General features: G+C 40.2%; 22 protein-coding genes. 13 read left to right on the top strand and 9 right to left on the bottom strand.

Going from position 1 to position 19,338, the window contains the following annotated elements; translation table 11 throughout:
- Positions 1–89 precede the first annotated feature (89 nt).
- The 3 genes from SLH55_RS09465 (at position 90) to SLH55_RS09455 (ending at position 1,253) form a co-directional block, all read left to right on the top strand.
- Positions 90–668: a histidine phosphatase family protein gene (locus tag SLH55_RS09465; RefSeq protein WP_219168150.1), complete on the top strand. Its 579-nt coding sequence runs from the start codon at positions 90–92 to the stop codon at positions 666–668.
- A 94-nt stretch (positions 669–762) separates the two neighbouring features.
- Positions 763–1,161, top strand: a complete 399-nt coding sequence (locus tag SLH55_RS09460; RefSeq protein ID WP_308807566.1) for a thiol-disulfide oxidoreductase DCC family protein — start codon at positions 763–765, stop codon at positions 1,159–1,161.
- Positions 1,095–1,253: a hypothetical protein gene (locus SLH55_RS09455; protein ID WP_219168633.1), complete on the top strand. Its 159-nt coding sequence runs from the start codon at positions 1,095–1,097 to the stop codon at positions 1,251–1,253. Before SLH55_RS09460 ends, SLH55_RS09455 begins: the two co-directional genes overlap by 67 nt.
- A 39-nt stretch (positions 1,254–1,292) precedes the next feature.
- Here SLH55_RS09455 and SLH55_RS09450 read toward each other — a convergent pair whose 3' ends face one another.
- The 6 genes from SLH55_RS09450 to SLH55_RS09425 all read right to left on the bottom strand — a co-directional run bounded on the left by SLH55_RS09450 (position 1,293) and on the right by SLH55_RS09425 (position 5,383).
- Positions 1,293–1,700, bottom strand: coding sequence for a secondary thiamine-phosphate synthase enzyme YjbQ (locus tag SLH55_RS09450; protein WP_219168148.1), 408 nt, complete (start codon positions 1,698–1,700; stop codon positions 1,293–1,295).
- Positions 1,701–1,760: 60 nt separating this feature from the next.
- Positions 1,761–2,279, bottom strand: coding sequence for a 2'-5' RNA ligase family protein (locus tag SLH55_RS09445; protein WP_219168147.1), 519 nt, complete (start codon positions 2,277–2,279; stop codon positions 1,761–1,763).
- A gap of 14 nt (positions 2,280–2,293) precedes the next feature.
- Complete coding sequence (locus SLH55_RS09440) at positions 2,294–2,587, bottom strand: hypothetical protein (protein ID WP_219168146.1); 294 nt, start codon at positions 2,585–2,587, stop codon at positions 2,294–2,296.
- A 78-nt stretch (positions 2,588–2,665) separates the two neighbouring features.
- A complete protein-coding gene (locus SLH55_RS09435) occupies positions 2,666–3,394 on the bottom strand; it encodes a 5-oxoprolinase subunit PxpA (RefSeq protein WP_320323299.1) in 729 nt (242 codons plus the stop codon).
- A gap of 462 nt (positions 3,395–3,856) precedes the next feature.
- Positions 3,857–4,033, bottom strand: coding sequence for a hypothetical protein (locus SLH55_RS09430; protein WP_219168144.1), 177 nt, complete (start codon positions 4,031–4,033; stop codon positions 3,857–3,859).
- A 129-nt stretch (positions 4,034–4,162) separates the two neighbouring features.
- On the bottom strand, positions 4,163–5,383 hold the full coding sequence (locus SLH55_RS09425) for an MFS transporter (RefSeq protein ID WP_219168143.1): 1,221 nt from the start codon (positions 5,381–5,383) through the stop codon (positions 4,163–4,165).
- A gap of 347 nt (positions 5,384–5,730) precedes the next feature.
- Between SLH55_RS09425 and SLH55_RS09420 the strand changes: the two genes are divergently transcribed.
- A complete protein-coding gene (locus SLH55_RS09420; RefSeq protein WP_219168142.1) occupies positions 5,731–6,411 on the top strand; it encodes a response regulator transcription factor in 681 nt (226 codons plus the stop codon).
- Positions 6,408–7,817 (top strand): HAMP domain-containing histidine kinase, encoded by a 1,410-nt coding sequence (locus tag SLH55_RS09415; RefSeq protein WP_257475065.1) that lies wholly within the window; start codon positions 6,408–6,410, stop codon positions 7,815–7,817. Before SLH55_RS09420 ends, SLH55_RS09415 begins: the two co-directional genes overlap by 4 nt.
- Before the next feature lie 24 nt (positions 7,818–7,841).
- Here SLH55_RS09415 and SLH55_RS09410 read toward each other — a convergent pair whose 3' ends face one another.
- Positions 7,842–8,357: an Hsp20/alpha crystallin family protein gene (locus SLH55_RS09410; protein WP_219168141.1), complete on the bottom strand. Its 516-nt coding sequence runs from the start codon at positions 8,355–8,357 to the stop codon at positions 7,842–7,844.
- 542 nt (positions 8,358–8,899) lie between these two features.
- On the opposite strand from SLH55_RS09410, the gene SLH55_RS09405 reads away from it, so the two are divergent.
- From SLH55_RS09405 to SLH55_RS09395, 3 genes are all read left to right on the top strand, one after another.
- On the top strand, positions 8,900–11,746 hold the full coding sequence (locus SLH55_RS09405; RefSeq protein ID WP_219168140.1) for a 2-oxoglutarate dehydrogenase E1 component: 2,847 nt from the start codon (positions 8,900–8,902) through the stop codon (positions 11,744–11,746).
- 19 nt (positions 11,747–11,765) lie between these two features.
- On the top strand, positions 11,766–12,992 hold the full coding sequence (odhB, locus tag SLH55_RS09400; protein WP_219168139.1) for a 2-oxoglutarate dehydrogenase complex dihydrolipoyllysine-residue succinyltransferase: 1,227 nt from the start codon (positions 11,766–11,768) through the stop codon (positions 12,990–12,992).
- A gap of 169 nt (positions 12,993–13,161) precedes the next feature.
- The gene (locus tag SLH55_RS09395; RefSeq protein WP_219168138.1) at positions 13,162–13,299 is read left to right on the top strand and encodes a hypothetical protein; all 138 of its coding nucleotides are present in this window, start codon (positions 13,162–13,164) and stop codon (positions 13,297–13,299) included.
- A 73-nt stretch (positions 13,300–13,372) separates the two neighbouring features.
- On the opposite strand, the gene sda is transcribed toward SLH55_RS09395, so the two are convergent.
- The gene (gene sda, locus SLH55_RS09390; protein WP_201715126.1) at positions 13,373–13,507 is read right to left on the bottom strand and encodes a sporulation histidine kinase inhibitor Sda; all 135 of its coding nucleotides are present in this window, start codon (positions 13,505–13,507) and stop codon (positions 13,373–13,375) included.
- 383 nt (positions 13,508–13,890) lie between these two features.
- Here sda and SLH55_RS09385 point away from each other — a divergent pair, with 383 nt between their 5' ends.
- The 3 genes from SLH55_RS09385 (at position 13,891) to SLH55_RS09375 (ending at position 17,341) form a co-directional block, all read left to right on the top strand.
- Entirely contained in the window at positions 13,891–15,528 is a 1,638-nt protein-coding gene (locus tag SLH55_RS09385; RefSeq protein WP_219168595.1) for an AMP-binding protein, read from the top strand.
- Between the two features lie 182 nt (positions 15,529–15,710).
- Positions 15,711–16,586, top strand: a complete 876-nt coding sequence (locus tag SLH55_RS09380) for a gamma-glutamylcyclotransferase (protein WP_320323298.1) — start codon at positions 15,711–15,713, stop codon at positions 16,584–16,586.
- 128 nt (positions 16,587–16,714) lie between these two features.
- On the top strand, positions 16,715–17,341 hold the full coding sequence (locus SLH55_RS09375) for a DedA family protein (RefSeq protein WP_219168136.1): 627 nt from the start codon (positions 16,715–16,717) through the stop codon (positions 17,339–17,341).
- A gap of 30 nt (positions 17,342–17,371) precedes the next feature.
- On the opposite strand, the gene SLH55_RS09370 is transcribed toward SLH55_RS09375, so the two are convergent.
- Positions 17,372–17,701 (bottom strand): hypothetical protein, encoded by a 330-nt coding sequence (locus SLH55_RS09370; RefSeq protein ID WP_219168135.1) that lies wholly within the window; start codon positions 17,699–17,701, stop codon positions 17,372–17,374.
- Positions 17,702–17,913: 212 nt separating this feature from the next.
- Between SLH55_RS09370 and SLH55_RS09365 the strand changes: the two genes are divergently transcribed.
- On the top strand, positions 17,914–18,117 hold the full coding sequence (locus SLH55_RS09365) for a DUF6501 family protein (protein ID WP_219168134.1): 204 nt from the start codon (positions 17,914–17,916) through the stop codon (positions 18,115–18,117).
- A 121-nt stretch (positions 18,118–18,238) separates the two neighbouring features.
- Positions 18,239–19,144 carry a GNAT family N-acetyltransferase gene (locus SLH55_RS09360; RefSeq protein ID WP_219168133.1) on the top strand — a complete coding sequence of 302 codons (906 nt, stop codon included), beginning with the start codon at positions 18,239–18,241 and terminating at the stop codon, positions 19,142–19,144.
- Positions 19,145–19,338 lie beyond the last annotated feature (194 nt).

The following is a 19,338-nucleotide window of genomic DNA, read 5'->3' as shown; positions in this document are numbered from 1 at the left end:
GTAAAATTATACTCACCAAAAAGTATCGATCTTCCTTTGGAGGGTTTTGGCCATTTTTTCAATATAATGAAACAGCAGGAGGAGAATGTATGACGCATATATGTTTTGTCCGTCACGGTCAAACAGATTGGAACCTTTGTGGAAAGTTACAAGGTCAAACCGACATTCCATTAAATGAAACTGGAAAACGGCAAGCGGAAGAGTGCAGGGATGCTTTGAAAAACCATCGATGGGATGTACTGATCTCCACTTCTTTACAGAGGGCAAAGAAAACGGCGGAAATCATTAATGGGGACCTGAATCTGGATATGATAGAAATGGATCATTTCAAGGAACGTTTTTTTGGTGAAGGGGAAGGAATGCTGCGTGAAGAAAGGGAAAAGCACTATCCGGCCTTTACGTTCCCAAATATGGAATCCTATGAAGAACTGGTAGCCAGGGTCCAAACTGGATTAAGAAATATCCATGCTCTTTATCCTGATCGAAAGGTATTGGTCGTTGCCCATGGAGCCGTCATCAATGCTTTAATAAGGGAATATCATGAAGGTATTTCAGGACTTCAACATGTGAAATTACAGAACGGATGTTTTACTGACATTCAGTTTAAGGATGGCAAGTGGTTCATCCGTTCCTATAATCAGATTGGTCATTTATCAGAAATGGTGTAAGGAATTGTATCAGTTAGGATAGGAACAATTTCCTTTATGGTTCTGATTGACTGTATTATAGTGAAGGTGCATGGTATCTGTTTAAGGCGAAGGTGTGATAGATGTGAAAATCATTTTGTTTGATGGTATTTGTAATTTTTGCAATAGTAGCGTCCGCTTCATCATTGAGCGGGATCCAAGGGGAAGTTTTCGATTTGCTTCGCTGCAAAGCAAGATTGGACAGGAATTATTACGAAAACACAATATCCCTGAAACGACTGACAGTTTTGTACTGATTGATGATCATCAAGCCTTCATTGAATCGACAGCAGCCTTAATGGTTTGTTCAAAGCTAGTATGGCCCTGGAAGATTTTCAGTGTATTCCTCCTCATTCCAAAACCCTTGAGAGACAGCATATATAGAATGGTCGCCAGGAATAGATATAAATGGTTTGGAAAAAAGGAATCGTGTATGCTGCCTTCGGGAAACATTCGGGATCGGTTTTTAGAATAAGGATATTGCAGTGTGAAGTACCTGGTTGTGAAAATGAATCGAGGGGGACGGATGTTGAAGATACTTATTACTTCAACATCCGTGATGATTAATAAATCAAGGTTGATGGTTTCCAATTCGATCTAAAAGGCTTATTCTGAAGGAATGACTTTAACGGACACTTTTCTTCGAGAACGGGGTCCGTCGAATTCACATAGGTAAACACCTTGCCATGTCCCAAGCAAAAGTTCCCCTTCCGTAACGATGATCATCTGAGAATGGCCAACTGTACTCGTTTTCAAATGGGCCGCTGTATTTCCTTCACCATGGAGATCTGAGACGTGATGCCAAGGGTACACTTCGTCTAATCGGCGGAGGAAGTCGGTTTTTACATCCGGGTCGGCATTTTCATTGACCGTAATCCCTGCAGTTGTGTGCAGGGATTGAACGATTGCAAAACCTTCTCTCACATTTGAAAGATTGATGATATCCTGCACATAGTCAGTAATTTCGATCATTTCGTCACGTTTCTTTGTATCGATGGTGAGTGTTTTTATCATATATATACCTGCCTCTTTTCTTGTGTGATCTATTCGTTTCCATTCCACTGAAAGCCGAGATTAAAACCTGTTATCGTCAAGTCGTATCCTCCCGATGACCTGGGAATGATCATCTTCACCTATTTCCTCTATGACGACTTCTCTTACAACCGTATGGAAGTTCTCTTCCCAATCCTTGTATTTCTCGACGGCCAGGGTGCACTCCTCCTGATATTTTATCCGTCCAAGAGTAATATGGGGAGTGTATGTAATGTGATGATTCCGAAAAGGTGCCAGGATTCCTTTGTACAATTCATCGTGTAAATGGATAATAGCATCGTTACCTTGTTTAACATTTAAGAATAGATATTTCCCTCCTGAGCCAGTCACTCCATTCATGGTAAGGTTGAAAGGTGCAACAGCATTTGCCAGCGATTGAACATGGGCGAATAATTCGTTTTGGGGAATGCGGGATTCAAAAGGGAAAACAAGGGTGATGTGAGGAGGAATCTTATCAAAAAGCGGATCGTAAATATATCTGATATCCTGAATTTTTTCTGATTTATGAAAGGATGGAAAGATATGAATGGCCCTTTTCAACTGTTTTCGCTCCTTTACTGACAAGGTGATTCACGATTTTCAATGATCGTGTAGCTTTTCCGCTCAAATGTAGCATTGAAACACTTTCCCTCTGTTGTTTTATAAAGAGCCTTATAGATTTTTTTATTTGTGGTTGTTGTATGAGTTTGAATGATTCCCACAATCGTGGACCGGGGGGAAACGGTATGAATGGTTGACTCTATACCGGAATGCAATAGGACCCGCTTGTACGAGTAAATCACAATGACGAATCCGACTATAAAGATAAAAATCCACCTAAATCCTTTTAAAAGTATTGTCTTGTTCATGTAAAACCCTCCATATCCACCACTAACCTATTGAATCCCAATTAGTGAAAGGGATGAAAAGGGCATATGCGCCCTGTATCATACCCTTAACTTATTATATAAACGTTTAGCGAGGGATAGAGCTGCTTCGTTATCCCCGTGTAGACAAACGGTGTCTGCCTGGATGGATACGATTTTACCATCAATTGACATCACTTCTTGTTTTTCCACCATACGAAGGACCTGTTTTTCTACTTCGTTCTCATCATGAAGAACTGAATGTGGAAGAGAGCGAGGAGTCAATGAACCGTCTGATTGATAGGCTCGATCTGCAAAAACTTCATGAGCGACATGTAAACCGACTTCATCACCTGCTCTTGTTAATTCACTTTGAGATAGACCAAATAGAGTGAGGGACGGGTCAAAGTCATATACGGCTTCAGCAATCGATTTAGCCAGTGCGAAATCCTTCGCAGCCATATTGTATAAAGCACCATGAGGCTTCACATGAGATAAAACACCTCCCTGTGCCTTTACAAAGGCGTAAAGAGCACCCATTTGATATTGAATAAGAGCATAAGCCTCTTCAGGTGAAATATGCATCATTCTCCTGCCAAAGCCTTGAATGTCAGGCAGTCCCGGATGGGCGCCGATTTTCACATTATGCTTCATGGCATTTGTTACAGTATGTTTCATTACAAGGGGATCACCTGCATGAAAACCACAAGCGATATTAACAGAGGTGACATAATTCATCATGTCTTCATCTTTACCAATTGTATATGCACCAAAGCTTTCTCCTAAATCACAATTTAAATCGATTTTCATTTTTTCATCCTTTCAAGCATGAGAATGTATTATAACATTCTGAATTCTTCTACATCATATCATAAAACCCGATGTTCTGTTTCCTTTTGATTAAGGACTTCACGGTCAAAAAGGTATTTTCTCATCAAATTTTAATCTTGTTTTAATAGAGTTCACTTTTTTGAAAGATACAATGAATCTTGCTTATGAATAAGGATTTATCACTCCCTAAACAGAATGGAAAGTGGGGTAGCTTTCTCAATCTGTTTAAATCTTTATTATGTAAGACCCATTCTAATTTCTTTCCTTTGAAGACAAAAGCCTTGCTGAAGCTTTTGTCTTCTTTTTTTAGGTTTGAGAAAACTGTGAGTATAGATATTGATCAGTATCCTTTAGGGTGAGAAGGTGTAAATGGAGGAAAAAAGATCATTCAAAAAAAGAGGCAGAGAAAAATTTCTCTGCCAGTCTGTATATGTATTCAGGTTATTGGGGATGATTCAGCTTTAATTTCACTTTATAGAACCATTCTTTCATTTTACCTTCAGTATTATCCTCTTTAGATGGATTCTCCATGATTCTTTTCCGCAAAAAATAATAAACCATCTCTTCCGACAGGGTGAGCAGGATAAAGAAAGAAACGATTACAATGACCCACGTCATACTTATTCCCCCTTTGCTTCTCTTCCATATTTATGGTTATATCTACCACGATATGAAAAAAATAAACCATATACGGTAGGGAATGTGGTGGAACGCTATAAAGAACGGAGCCTTGGCTCCGTTCTTTGGTCATGCCTTTCTCGTTGAAAGTGAATGCGGATCTGAAACCGGAATTTTAATGAGAAACATCCCGATGAGACACGAAAAAATGCTGAGAATAATAAAAATGATAAAAATGGTCATCGGTTCAATCAATGCCACTATCGGAGGGCCAAGGGCGACTCCCGTAAACCTCATGGAACTGTAAATCGAGGTTACTGTTCCACGATGTTCTTTTTCGATACCTTCTGTAATCAATGCATCCAGACAAGGCAATGCTGCCCCCATGCCAATTCCTGCAATAGAAAAGATGCCTATTATCACCCATTTACCTTCGCTGAATAATAGAGGGAGAAATGCAATAGAGCTCATTAAGGAACCTAATACAATGACCCACTTCATTTTATTTTTGCTCTTACCAATTAATTTCCCCGTAATGTATGAGGTCAAGCATAAAAATAGTAGGGGTACGGCCAGATACAGACCTTTTATGATCCCGTTGATATGATAAGCCTGTTCCAGTCGGGTTGATAAATAATACAGAAATCCAAATAAAATGAACATAGAAAGGATACCGATGATAAAGATACCAAAAATCCATTTCTTTTCTTTTTTAAGGACCACCTTAACTTCGTGGATGAACTCTTTGATAGACTGTTTTGCCTCTTCCCCTTTTTTAGGAGGCACTTTTACCATGAAAAGGATCAGAACAATTGAAAGTGTTGAAAAGAGAGGGATTGAAAAAAAAGGAATGTACCAGATCCAGGCAGCAAATAAAGCGCCTAATATCGGACTCAATACTTTACCAAACGTATTTGACGTTTCAATCAGTCCCAGCCCTTTGGTTATCTGATCATCATCTTCATACAAATCCCCAACTGTTGGAATGACGACCGGAAAGGCTCCTGCTGCACCTATCCCTTGTATGACCCTGCCGATGATCACAAAGAAATAGGCATTTGATCCATAAATGGACGCAAAACCGCAAAGTATTCCACCAATTCCAGCAATGATGAGACTAGGGATCAATATTTTCTTTCTGCCGAAGCGATCGGACAAAAATCCCGCTATGGGAATGCAAAGGATTGCAATAATCGAATAGACCGTGATGATCAGACTTGATTGAAAGCCAGAAATCTTCAATTCTCTTTCCAATTGAGGGAGAACAGGAATTAACATGGAATTCCCAAGTGTCATAACTAAAGGAATAGATGATAATGCAAATAAATCCAACTTTTTCTTGCTTTCCATTTCGTGCACCTCATTCTCGTTTCTACAGAGCTTATTTTCTTCAAACAAGGTTATTTCATACTACGAATTTAATCACCTATAATTTTATTATGTAAACAATGGTATCTCTTAATAAAAATTCACCCTTTTCTCATTTCATTTTAATGATGGAAGAGGAAAATGAATGTATTGATAAAAGGGAGGTTAGAACCATGTGGATTCGAATTATTCCTGTTTTATTTTTCAGTTTTACCGCCATTACCTTAATGACTTATCAAGGTATCGAAATATTCCATGCCCTTAATGATTTTATTTTTAATAAAAGTAAACTAAAATAACATGTAAGAAGCTTTAGAGCAGGTGATTGTATGAAAAGGATCTTGGTCATTGAAGATGAAAAAAATCTATCCCGTTTTATCGAACTGGAACTTAAATATGAGGGTTATGATGTGGGTCTCGCATATGACGGAAGGGATGGTTTGGAAAAGTCACTGGAAGAGGAGTGGGACATCATCCTTTTGGACTTGATGCTCCCAGGTTTGAATGGTCTGGAAGTTTGCAGGAGAATACGTCAAGTGAAGTCCATTCCCATACTCATGATAACGGCAAGGGACAGTGTAATGGACCGTGTATCAGGGCTTGACAGCGGGGCGGATGATTATATTGTCAAACCTTTTGCAATTGAAGAATTGTTAGCTAGACTCAGGGCCGTATTCAGGCGTGCAATAAAAGAGGAAACGGTGGTCACCCAGACTACCTTTCATTTCCGGGATATCACTGTACACAAAGAGTCCAGACAGGTTTTTAAGCTTGAAGAAGAAATTGAGGTGACGAAGAGGGAATATGACCTTTTACTCGCCTTTTTGGAAAACAAGAATATTGTGTTGACCCGAGAAGTTCTTCTGAACAAGGTATGGGGGTATGACACTGAAGTAGAAACGAACGTCGTGGATGTGTATGTGAGGTATTTAAGGAATAAAATTGATTCACCTGGCGAAGATAGCTATATCCAAACGGTACGTGGGACGGGTTATGTGATGAGGACATGAATACATTCCTCAATCGTTTGAACCCTTCATCACTTAAGCTGAAGTGGGCTCTGGCCGCGGGCTCAGCCATATTCCTTGCATTTTTTCTGTTCAGTTTCTTTCAATATCATGCAATCAATAAATGGATGCTTGATGAAGAGGAAAACAATTTTGAACGGGTATTGGATGAAATTTCTGTATTTTTTAAACAAAGAGGACCCAATATTCAGCTTCAGGACATTTATGATAGCCGGGACTTGATGAAACAAATTGCAGAAAAGGACCAGACAATAAGGATTTTGGATCACCAAGGGGATCAAGTGTTGGAAATCAAAGGGGAAAATGAAGCTTCATTTTATGTACCCTTTCAGCAGGCAAAGTCCAAATCTGTGGCATTGATAGAATCCGAGGGGAAAAAGATGCTTATCGGACGCTCATCGATTCAATCAAGCGAGTTCAATGGATATGTAGAAATCATTCAGCCGTTGAACCGTTATGAAAAGATTAAGAAAAACCTTTTCTGGATGATGACTATAACTGGTATTTTGGCACTCCTGATCAGCGCAGTCGTTGGTTATTTCATGGCGAAAAGCTTTGTTCGACCATTGAATAAGCTTTCCGAAACGATGAGATCGATTGAACGGAAAGGGTTTCATGAAAGAGTCGAGATCGTCAAGGCTCATGATGAAATCAGTGATTTGTCACAGATCTTCAATAAGATGATGAGCCAAATCGAAAAATCCTTTCAACAACAACAGCAATTCGTGGAAGATGCTTCCCATGAATTGAGAACCCCCATCCAGGTACTTGAAGGGCATCTTGCTTTACTGAACCGCTGGGGAAAAAAAGATCCAACCATCCTGGAGGAATCTTTACAAGTATCATTAGAAGAACTGGAAAGAGTGAAGCGCCTTGTGGGTGAATTGCTGGAGCTCTCAAGGGCGGACCGGGAAAATTTCGATCTGGAAAATGCCCGTGCGAACGTTCAGAAAGTAGTGGATAAAGTGATAAGGGACTTTAGATTCCTTCATAAGAACTATACGTTCGCATCCTTGGATGAATTAGACCGGGAAGCTTTGGTTGCCATCATGCCACGGCATCTGGAGCAGATCATGATCATCCTCCTGGATAACGCCGTAAAGTATTCAGATGAACATTCCACCATCGAAGTGAAGCTTTCGGATCATCAGGGGGAACTAATCGTAGAGGTAAAGGATGAGGGGATCGGTATTCCGGAAGAAGATCTCCCTAAGATTTTTGATCGTTTCTACCGCGTAGATAAGGCGAGAAGCCGGGAAAAGGGCGGATATGGACTGGGATTGGCCATTGCATCAAAACTAATCCAAAACTATGAGGGATACATCACTGCCTTTAGAAACCAACCAGATGGAACTGTTATCCGGCTATCCCTTAAATACGTCCGATGAATATTCACTTCATATATAGACGTCTCAATATTTTTCTGAGACGTCTATTTCTGTGTACTGCATATCAATGCTCTTAGGGATCCTGAGCTCCAGGATTCCTTCCTTGAACTGAGCCACAGCCCCTTTTTTCTTTACTAAACAAGGAAGAGTGATCACTTGTCTTTCTTCACTCCCCGGGATGTTTTCTATGATTGCCTGGTTGGAGGTGTGGAAGATTTTCAGGTGTTTCATCCATTCTTCGTTCGGAATATGAAAACGTATATAAATATCTTCAAATGTTTCAAAGACAGTTACTGGAATGGATGAGGAGTGGGAATGGTATCCTTTCTCATTCTTCTCTTTTTGCCCCTGATTCCCCATAGGGTTCATGAAGGATTGAGCCCCATTCATCATATCATTAGGATTCATCATGCTCTCCCAACCGCCAGGGAACATTTTCTGCATCATTCCTTGTATATAGGAATCCATTTCTTTCGGGTTCATCTGGTTCATTTGATCTTTCATACCTTTATTGAAAGGAAATAAACTCCATGGGAACATGTGAACCACCTCACTTTAAACTGTATTGGTTGATTTGCTTTTAGTTTTATACTATGCAATGGGTGGGCGATGAGTTCATTTTTCAAGCTGAAGATGCGGCCAGCAACCTAAAAATCTGTATCTATCACTCTATAAATTTCTAACAAAATAAAAAATACATGAAATCAGCAAAAAATATTTGGTTTTTTTAGGTAACAGTAGTAAGATGGTTTATGAAAAAAGTACCCTCACGGGATACAAGAAGGTGAAAGAGAAAGCGCTTAATAGAATATTATTTCAGAATAGTCGATTTAAGAAAGGGTTTTCCCAATGTTTATTATGGGAATATAAGTAATAGCCGCATGTGAAATGTGGAAAACAAAATTTTGAGAAATTTGTTATAAAGACTTTATCTTACCACTGCACAGTGATAAAATGTCCTTGTAAGCGTTTTAATGCAGTAAAAATTACTATTCTTGCATAATGAAAAACGATAAGTGAACTGTAAGAATACATGATACCCAAATTATACTAACTGGCAAAATAGTTGGAGGTTTTTCACAATGAAAAAGCAATCTGCACATGGGGAACCGTGGCAATCGTTTTACGGACCAAACCTGGGTTATGTGATGGAGGTTTATGAACAATTCCTTGAAGATCCAACTGAGGTAGATCCTGAGCTGAAGGAATTATTTGAACAATGGGGACCTCCCACCGTTGAAGATGTCAAGGTCATCGCTAGCGCTCAACACGGTGATTCGTCATTCACATTACCAGAACAGCCAACCGCTCTGAGCAAAATGGTGGCTGCGGTTAAATTAGCAGATAATATTCGTACATATGGTCATTTGGCTGCGGATATTAATCCCCTGAATGATCGGAATAAGGATACTAGAAGAATCGAACTTTCGGAGTTCAACCTGACCGAAGAAGATCTAAAGCAGATCCCGGTTGATTTCTTATGTCCGAATGCACCTTCCCATATTAAGGATGGGCTCGAGGCGATCAATCATTTAAGACAAGTCTATACAAATAAATTAGCTTTTGAATATGCTCATGTGCATGAACTTGAAGAAAAGAACTGGTTAAGGGAAAAGATTGAATCGGAATCCTATTTCGCTCCTCTATCAAAGGATAAAAAAGTCGCATTGTTAAAGCGCCTTGCTCAAGTGGATGGATTTGAAAAATATGTTCATCGTACATTCGTAGGACAAAAGCGCTTCTCGATTGAAGGATTGGATACAATGGTTCCACTTCTTGACGAGATGATCCGTTATTCTGTTGAATCTGGAGCTAAAACGGTCAACATTGGAATGGCCCATCGGGGACGCTTAAACGTATTGGCACATGTGATCGGTAAGCCGTATGAAATGATCTTTGCAGAATTCCAGCATGCACCAAGCAAGGATTTAATACCTTCTGAAGGTTCCATCGGAATCACCTTTGGCTGGACAGGAGACGTCAAGTATCATCTGGGAGCAGACAGGGAAATATCTCCCCAACAGTCACCTACGGCACGTGCAAGGGTGACGCTTGCCAACAATCCAAGTCATTTGGAGGTCGTGAGCCCGATCGTTGCAGGATATACCCGTGCAGCTCAGGAAGTCCGTGAAGACAGAGGATATCCTGAGCAGTCACCTGAATCATCATATGCAGTGATGATTCATGGAGATGCGGCATTTCCTGGCCAGGGTGTGGTAGCAGAGACATTAAATATGAGTCAACTGAGAGGTTATAATACTGGTGGCTCAATTCATCTTATCGCGAACAATATGATTGGCTTCACAACTGAAAGCCGTGATTCACGTTCGACAAAGTATGCATCTGATACTGCAAAAGGTTTCGAGGTGCCTATCGTGCACGTCAATGCAGATGATCCAGAAGCCTGTCTCGCAGCTGCAGTCCTTGCCTATGAATATCGTAAAACATTTGGAAAAGATTTTGTCATTGATCTAATCGGTTACCGCCGTTTTGGTCACAATGAAATGGATGAACCGATGGTGACGAATCCTTTGATGTATTCAATCATTCAGAATCACCCGAATGTGAAGAAGATGTATGCAGATAAGCTTATCTCCGAGGGGATTTTAAAAGAAGAAGAAATCGAAAAGATGGATACTGAAATTGAAGAAGAATTAAAAGCGGCGTATGAAAAGGTGCCTGCGAAGGACGATGATCCCGATACAGTTCTTGCTCCTCCTGAGTATGTAGCGAATGGACTGCCGGAAATCAATACAAGCGTCGATTTCGATAAGCTGGAAGGGCTGAACAGTGAATTGCTTGAATGGCCGGATGGCTTTAATGTGTTCAAGAAATTAGAGCGCATATTAAAGAGACGCAGCCAGGTATTTGAAGGAAAAGGGAAAATCGATTGGGCCCATGCAGAAACTCTTGCTTTTGCTTCGATTTTAAAGGATGGTACCCCAATCCGGTTGACTGGTCAGGACTCTGAGAGGGGGACATTCGCTCAGCGCCATCTGGTGCTTCATGATGAGAAATCAGGTGAGGAATATATTCCCTTACACAATCTCAAGGATAGCCACGCATCTTTTGTCGTGCACAACAGCCCTCTTACTGAAACCGCGGTTGTCGGATATGAATATGGGTACAATGTGTTTGCTCCTGAAACACTGGTTCTATGGGAAGCGCAATTTGGAGATTTCTCAAATATGGCACAAGTGATGTTTGATCAATTCATTTCAGCCGGACGTGCAAAATGGGGCCAAAAAACAGGTCTTGTCATGCTTCTCCCTCATGGATATGAAGGACAGGGTCCTGAACACTCAAGTGCCCGCCTGGAGAGATTCTTACAGCTTGGTGGCGAATATAACTGGACTGTCGCTAACTGTTCAACAGCCGGTCAATATTTCCATATCTTAAGGCGTCAGGCTGCCATCTTACAAAAAGATGAAGTCAGACCACTGGTCATCATGACGCCGAAAAGCTTACTTCGAAATCAGTATGCTGCTGTCACAGCTGAAGAATTGGCACATGGTGAATTTCATCCAGTCCTTGAGCAAAAGGGTCTTGGGGAAGATTCGAATGCAGTTGAAAGGATTGTATTATGCAGTGGTAAAATTGCCATCGACTTAGAAGAGAAGCTACAGGATATCGAAGATAAAGATTGGTTGCATATTCTTAGAGTCGAAGAAATCTATCCGTTTCCTAAAGGGGATATCACTGCCATATTAGAGAGATATCCAAACCTTAAAGAATTGGTCTGGATCCAGGAAGAACCTAAGAATATGGGCGCATGGACCTTTGCAGAGCCACGCCTCAGGGATATTGCACCAGAGGGTGTAGAAGTGCATTATGTCGGCCGCCGCAGACGTTCAAGTCCATCAGAAGGTGAACCGACTGTACACAAAAAAGAACAATCACGGATTATCAGAGAAGCGTTAACCCGATAAGAAAGAGGAGGACATCACAGTGGCAGAAATTAAAGTTCCAGAATTAGCAGAATCAATAACAGAAGGTACGATTGCCCAATGGTTGAAGCAGCCTGGGGATTATGTTGAAAAAGGCGAATATATTGTCGAGCTTGAAACGGACAAAGTAAATGTTGAAGTCATTTCAGAAGAAGCTGGTACGATCCAGGAACTGAAAGCCGATGAAGGCGATACCGTTGAAGTTGGGCAAGTGATTGCCATCGTTGGTGCAGGAGGAGAAGCTCCTTCCACTCCTGAAGCAAAAGAAGAGGCTACTAAACAAGAAGAGAAGGAAGAGAGCAAGAAAGAAGAAGCACCTGTGAAAGAGGACAAAAAGAATCGTCCAATCGCTTCTCCGGCTGCACGTAAATTAGCACGTGAAAAAGGCATCGACCTCTCGGATGTACCAACAGATCCACTTGGCCGTGTACGTAAACAGGACATCGAGGCCTATAGCAATAAGCCAGCTGAAGCTTCCAAGCCTTCTCCACAGGAAAAGAAAGCGCCTGCTAAGAAAGATGATGGAAAGCCGGTAGTACGTGAGAAAATGTCCCGTCGTCGTCAAACGATTGCGAAACGACTAGTCGAGGTTCAGCAAACTGCTGCCATGTTAACGACGTTCAATGAAATCGATATGAGCAAAGTCATGGAGCTCCGCAAACGCAAAAAAGACAAATTCTTCGATGACCATGATGTAAGACTTGGTTTCATGAGTTTCTTCACTAAAGCGGTCGTTGCGGCTCTGAAGAAATACCCTTATGTAAATGCTGAAATCGATGGGGATGAAATTGTCCTGAAGAAATTCTATGATGTCGGTGTAGCCGTATCAACGGATGATGGACTGGTTGTACCTGTGGTACGCGATTGTGAACGCAAGAATTTTGCAGAAATTGAAGGCGAAATTATGGAACTTGCTACTAAGGCAAGAAACAATAAACTATCTTTAGGAGATCTTCAAGGTGGTTCATTCACCATTACAAATGGTGGAGTATTTGGTTCACTCTTATCTACTCCAATCTTAAATGGACCTCAAGTCGGAATTTTAGGAATGCACAAAATTCAACTCCGTCCTGTAGCCATTGATAAAGATACAATGGAGAATCGTCCGATGATGTATATTGCATTATCATATGACCATAGAATCATTGATGGTAAAGAAGCTGTAGGCTTCCTTGCAATGGTTAAAGACTTACTTGAAAACCCGGAAGATTTGCTTCTTGAAGGTTAATTCATTCTGATTGAATAGTGATAGATGAATGTTTGGCTGATTCATATGACCATTTTAGGTCTATGAGTCAGCTTTTTTTTTCACCATTTTTCACCAATCACATAAAATATGGATAAGTATAATAAAGTTTACTTCGGGAAACTTTCGGACAAATTAGAGAGGTGTAATTATGAAACCGTATCATTCAAAAAAAATCATTCAATATTCCTATTTTTTTCATAAGTTGGGACTGCTCGATAGTGAGCAATATAAACAAATCGAGGAATATCATGGATCGAAGGAAATGAAAAAAGACAGACTCAAATAAATTTGGGTCTGTCATCACAATGGTATCTCAGGGGGTGAGATATAAGCCTTGAATTCTAATTATGTTTAAACAGTCAAGATTTCCTAAAAGGTTTTAATCCACGGTTACGAATTTCTTTCTTAAGAAGCATAATCCAGTCTTGATCATTCCCTTGTTTCTCAGCATCACGATAAGCTGCCACCAACTGTTCATTACTTAAGATTTTCATGACCAACCTCCCAGGAAATGTATAAAATATAGAATTTTCTATATTTTCTATATATTCTACATAGAAAACCTACATTTGAAAAGAGTTTTTTCGTAAATCACGTCAAAAGTTGTATTTTTAGTTATTTTGTTGATTTTGGTTTAGGTGAGGCGATTTTTGTCTATAATGTTTAGTTAAACCATTTTTATATTGTGGAATTTTGTAGTTTACTAAACTACTTAAATTTCTAAAGCATAAAGGTGGATTGATTAGTTTGAAAATTTAAATTTTTGTGATAATATACACGAATAGGGAACTAAATTTTTCACCTCAAGGATTACATACGCTCGCAGGGTTCCAAGCATCTTTCGGTCTAAGTAAAGGGGGATATTCATTTGTCGGAGATTTTACACACTACAGTAGGGGAACTTCTTGAAGAAAAAGCACGAATTCAGCCTGATATCGAGGCAGTCGTTTATGCGGACAGAGGATTGCGATGGTCATATCATGAATTTAATCAACTGTGCAGACAGGCTGCAAAAGGATTCATGAAGCTGGGTATCGATAAAGGGGATCACATTGCCATATGGGCATCAAATACTCCAGAATGGTTAGTGAGCCAATTCTCAACAGGTAAAATGGGCGCGGTCCTGGTAACCGTGAATACCAATTATCGAACCGCGGAATTAGAATATTTGTTAAAGCAGTCTGACAGTCAGACGATCATTCTAATGGAAGGCTTCAGAGGTGCGTCTTATATAGACATGTTATATGAAATCTGTCCGGAGTTAAACTCTTGCAAGCCGGGGGAATTAATGAGTAAAAAACTTCCTTTTTTGAAAAACGTCATTGTTCTGGGGGAGAATTCCTATCCGGGTACATATAGCTGGCAGGATATTTTGGACAAAGGGAAGGAAACCGATGACAAAGAGTTGGACGAAAGACTTTCAAGCCTTTCCCCCCAAGACGTTATTAATATGCAATATACATCGGGGACGACGGGATTTCCAAAAGGGGTCATGCTCACACACTCCAATATCGTAAACAACGGTTATAACATAGCCGGGTGCATGAGGCTCAGTCAAAAAGACCGTCTTTGCATACCTGTTCCATTCTTTCATTGTTTCGGGTGTGTATTAGGTGTACTTGCATGTGTTTCCGTGGGAGCTACAATGGTTCCATTACAGGAATTCGATCCTCGTCAGGTCTTAAAGACCGTACAGGATGAAAAATGTACGGGACTCCATGGAGTACCGACCATGTTCATATCAGAACTGAATCTCCCTGACTTCGATCAATACGATTTGTCTCATCTGCGTACCGGTATCATGGCAGGAAGCAATTGTCCAATTGAAGTAATGAAAGGTGTCATGGATAAAATGGGAGCGGATGAAATCACGATTGCCTATGGCCAGACCGAGTCATCACCGGTGATCACACAGACACGCACTCATGATCCGATCGAATTAAAAGTAGAGACCGTAGGAAAAGCACTTCCGAATGTTGAGGTGAAGATCGTGGAACCTGGTTCAAACCGGGAAGTACCAAATGGAGTCCAGGGTGAATTATGTACCAGGGGCTACCATGTTATGAAAGGGTACTATAAAAATGAAGAGGCTACGAGACTTGCCATCGACGATCAAGGCTGGCTACATACAGGTGATCTGGCCGTTATGGATGAACATGGATATTGCAGGATTACCGGAAGGCTTAAAGATATGATCATTCGAGGTGGTGAGAATATTTACCCGAGAGAAATTGAAGAGTTCCTTTATTCCCACCCTAAGGTGTTGGATGTACAAGTAATTGGCATCCCAGATGAGGTATATGGTGAGGAAGTCATGGCTTGGATCATTCTCAAAGAAGGTCACAAGGCAACGTCTGAAGAAATCAGAGAGTATTGTACCGGTAAGATTTCCCGACATAAAATTCCAAGGTATATAGAATTTACTGATTCTTACCCAATGACAGCCTCTGGAAAGATACAAAAATTCCGATTAAGAGAGCAGGCAAGACAAACGGCCATACCAAAAAGTAACTGAATAATTGAAAGCGTTTCCCATAGGGCATTCCTGTCATGACAGGAATGCCCTATTACACTATATCCCTATTCTTTGAGTATGTTTAACTGAAATTTGATCGGCCATTTGATAAAATATAGAAAAGTAAATTTCATTGTTTCACAATAATAAAGTTATGTTAACCAAGGGGAAGGGGTAAAACGGTGTACATTTTTGTTTATGGTACGTTAAGAAGACATGAAAGTAATCATACACTATTGAAGGAATCTTTATTAATCAGGGAGCAAGCCTGGGTTGAGGGAGTTCTTTACGAGACTAGTAGAGGGTATCCCGCCCTTAGAGAAGGAGATGGAAGAGTCTATGGAGAATTGTATAAGATTAACTCAGATATATTATCAAAAGTGGATGAACTTGAGGATTTCTTGGAAGGCAGAGAAGACAACCTCTATATTCGGAAGATAAAAAAAGTTGCTACTGATACAGGAGAATATGAAGCGTTTGTATATTATTCTGAAAACGAAGCATTATTTCAAGAAGAAATTCCTTCAGGGGACTGGAAAGTTCATCAATATCTAAAGGAAAAACCTGAAGGAACCCTTTATTTTGCATACGGTTCCTGCATGGATGATGATCGCTTTAAAAAAGCTGGAGTAGATCGTTATTTCGCAAACTGCCTTGGTGCCGGTGAATTGGAAGGTTATACGATGAAATATCTTTTTCAAGTTGATGATGGAGGTCGAGGAGACATTGTAGAAGATGGCGGGACAATGGAAGGCGTCGTCTATGAAATCCCTCAGCAGGCAGTAGAATACTTGTTTACGAGGGAGGGTGTGACACCTGGCTGGTACAGAGCCGCTTTCATTGACATTACAATTGACGGTACCCGCCATAAAGATGTGTTGACCTTTATTGTAAAAGCGAAATATGAAGAAACATGTCCTCCCGATCATTACGCAAGGGAAATCCTTCGAGGGAGTCTTCCTCACGTAAGCATGGCATACCATGAAAAGTTACAAAAACAATTAACGGAAATAGGTATGACAAAGGAACAAGTACAGAATCTTTTAAAGCCAAGTTAAACAGGTAAATCCATTAAGTTAATTCTATTCTGAAATGGTTTTCTCTCCCGTAAGCGGGTGATTCATTGGTAAGCGTCTAGGAATCTCAATGGGCGGAACGAATCGCAGGAAGTGAAAAGAGGTGTGTGATGGACTTTTTACTTGAGTTGGTAGATCAAATTGGATATTTGGCCATGTTCCTTTTTAGCTGGGTTGTATTTGTAGGCTTACCGGTACCAAACGAACTGGCTGCAGCATTAGCGGGATATCTTTCAGAATGGAGACATTTTGACCCTTACACCTCTTTTTTCTTTATGTACAGTGGGTTAATCTCCTATGGGATTTTTGCCTTCTTGAATGGAAGGTATTTAGGCTCAAAGGTAACTTCTCGTATGATGAAGGGGAAAAAATCAAAAAAACTGATTGAAAATGGAGAGATCTGGTTGCATAAATATGGCCCTTTAGCCATTTCGTTCAGCTATTTTATACCTGGTGTCCGATTATTCATGCCTTACATTGCAGGTGCGTCAAAGGGAATCCCCTTTATGAAATTCCTTCTATATGCCCTTCCTTCAGCTTTCGTATGGGGATTTATCTATTTTCAGATTGGACGGTACTTTCCTAAAAGATTTCAGGCGATATTAGAGGAAGTGAGTGTAAAAGCAGGAATCTTCTTTGCTATCCTTTTTATCTCAATCATTATATACGTACTCATACACATCATGAAAAAAAGTACACTCACTACAAAATGGAAAAAAGTAAGATACCGAAAATAACAAAAGACTGATGGAAGTGTTGATTTGCCATCAGCCTTGTTCATCAATTATGATTGTAAAATACTTCCCAAACATACCCATCGCTTTAACAGTGATTCTTGAGCCATTCTCATCTTCATAGATCTTGCCGATCGTGTTGAACAGAAGGTATCCGTTCTTAATATTTGATCCTGTTTCGATCAGTGTTGTGTATGAATTGCCCTCTGATTTTTTCGTGCACGTTATTGATTCATGACATTCAATATTATATTCCTTCAAGAGCCATGAGTAGAACTGGGCTTCACTTGGTCTATGTGTACTCATATAGACAATCAGCATGAAAGAGAAGATCATTCCCATTCTGGTTAATTCTTTTTTCACTTGTACCTAACCTCTCCAAACATTTAATCTCCTATAATATACCATATAAAAAGATAGATGTGACAGATTTTGTGAAAAATATACAAATTACTTTTTTAATGAATCAATCGAAGAGAAACGAAATAGATACAATGCCGCAGGATAGTAGTTGAACAAATGAGCCTGTAAGAATATACTAGTAGCATAGTTCTCATTAAAAGGAGGTTGTTGATGTGATCCATAAGACTTGGACTGAGCACAATACTAATAAAAAGGTAAAATGTGTACATACTGATGCCAAAAAATACACAGTTGCTAATGTTCTCACCGTTGGAAAAGAATACGAAGTGAAGAATGAATCAGAAGATTACTTCTTCGTGATCGATGAGAGTGGAAAAATGGGTGGCTTTTACAAAGAGTACTTTGAAGAAGTATAATCCTTCTTCCAGCTGATTTCTCCCACATTCACGGGAGAAATCAGCTTTTTTTTGATCATTCAAATCCTCACATCGTTCGATCAAATTGCTGGGAAATTTAATATTAAACGGGGAGTAAAATATGAACGGATCATATAGTAAGCGAATCATATCCAAGGAGGATAAACCATCGCTTGTTAAGCTCTTTATGAACTATGAAAATGAGGTATATGGTGAAGTGCAAACAAGTGAAGGGGAATTACAGGAAATCCTTGAATTCATACCTGCAGGAGATCGGATCGGACTTTGGAAAGATGGGGATCTGGTGGCAGTTTCCATTTTGACAGAAAAAGATCACCGCCTACCTTCTTTGATTTTAGGCAAGCCTGACGAGAATCTTGGTATGTATATCGAAGAGATGGCAACAGAATTAATCAAATCAGCTAGAGCCCGAAAAGAACATATTTCCGATTCCAAAACAATTATATTATCAGCAAATCTCGATGCAGAGAAGAGGACATTTGAAAAAATTGGATTTACTCCGACCCGATACTGGTTTCAGATGAAAAAGAATCTCGAAGGTTTGGACAATCCGTCGATTCCCTCTTCTTATCGAATTTCTGAATTCAACCCTGATACTGAAGCACAGTCTCTTTATGAGACATTTGAGGACGTATTCTCAGATCATTTTGATTATCACCCCTCAGAATTTCAGGAATTCATTAAGAGATTCCAACGGCCATCATTTGATCCTACACTATGGTATCTCTTAAAAGAAGAAAACGATATGGTTGGATTTATCCTTTGTTCTGTTAATGAGGAAACTGAAATAGGGGAAATCTCCCATCTCGGGATCAGGAAGGACTGGCGTCGAAAAGGGCTAGCCCATCTCCTTCTTTCCTATGCCTTTTTAAAACTGAACGAACGGGGAATGAAAACCGCCGCACTCTCCGTCGACAGTGATAGCTACACCGACGCCACCATTGTCTACCAAAAAGCAGGTATGTATGTTTACAGAGGATTCACCCGGTACGATTTGAAAGTTTAGAAACTTAAAAACACCCGAACGGGGTGTTTTTTTAGGCTGTTTTCGCAAAGATTGTTGCTATTCTCATACAAATTAAGATTTACGATGCTCAGTCATTTAAGTTGTGGTGCAGGAGGGTGAAGGGAACTGCTCCGCTTTCCACGGACGTTCGGCCGAGCCTCCTCAGCAAAAACCGCTTCCGGGGTCTCGGCACG

The organism is Rossellomorea sp. YZS02 (assembly GCF_033963925.1).
GTDB lineage: Bacteria > Bacillota > Bacilli > Bacillales > Bacillaceae_B > Rossellomorea.
This window is presented reverse-complemented; position numbering and strand designations above follow the sequence as displayed.

Coding starts and splice junctions, on each gene's coding strand:
- SLH55_RS09395 (WP_219168138.1), top strand. CDS start 13,162: ATGAAACCGTATCATTCAAAAAAAATCATTCAATATTCCTATTTTTTT.
- SLH55_RS09420 (WP_219168142.1), top strand. CDS start 5,731: ATGAAAAGGATCTTGGTCATTGAAGATGAAAAAAATCTATCCCGTTTT.
- SLH55_RS09360 (WP_219168133.1), top strand. CDS start 18,239: ATGAACGGATCATATAGTAAGCGAATCATATCCAAGGAGGATAAACCA.
- SLH55_RS09415 (WP_257475065.1), top strand. CDS start 6,408: ATGAATACATTCCTCAATCGTTTGAACCCTTCATCACTTAAGCTGAAG.
- SLH55_RS09375 (WP_219168136.1), top strand. CDS start 16,715: ATGGACTTTTTACTTGAGTTGGTAGATCAAATTGGATATTTGGCCATG.
- SLH55_RS09405 (WP_219168140.1), top strand. CDS start 8,900: ATGAAAAAGCAATCTGCACATGGGGAACCGTGGCAATCGTTTTACGGA.
- SLH55_RS09465 (WP_219168150.1), top strand. CDS start 90: ATGACGCATATATGTTTTGTCCGTCACGGTCAAACAGATTGGAACCTT.
- sda (WP_201715126.1), bottom strand. CDS start 13,507: ATGAAAATCTTAAGTAATGAACAGTTGGTGGCAGCTTATCGTGATGCT.
- SLH55_RS09435 (WP_320323299.1), bottom strand. CDS start 3,394: ATGAAAATCGATTTAAATTGTGATTTAGGAGAAAGCTTTGGTGCATAT.
- SLH55_RS09425 (WP_219168143.1), bottom strand. CDS start 5,383: ATGGAAAGCAAGAAAAAGTTGGATTTATTTGCATTATCATCTATTCCT.
- SLH55_RS09430 (WP_219168144.1), bottom strand. CDS start 4,033: ATGACGTGGGTCATTGTAATCGTTTCTTTCTTTATCCTGCTCACCCTG.
- SLH55_RS09450 (WP_219168148.1), bottom strand. CDS start 1,700: ATGATAAAAACACTCACCATCGATACAAAGAAACGTGACGAAATGATC.
- SLH55_RS09440 (WP_219168146.1), bottom strand. CDS start 2,587: ATGAACAAGACAATACTTTTAAAAGGATTTAGGTGGATTTTTATCTTT.
- SLH55_RS09410 (WP_219168141.1), bottom strand. CDS start 8,357: ATGTTCCCATGGAGTTTATTTCCTTTCAATAAAGGTATGAAAGATCAA.
- SLH55_RS09455 (WP_219168633.1), top strand. CDS start 1,095: ATGGTTTGGAAAAAAGGAATCGTGTATGCTGCCTTCGGGAAACATTCG.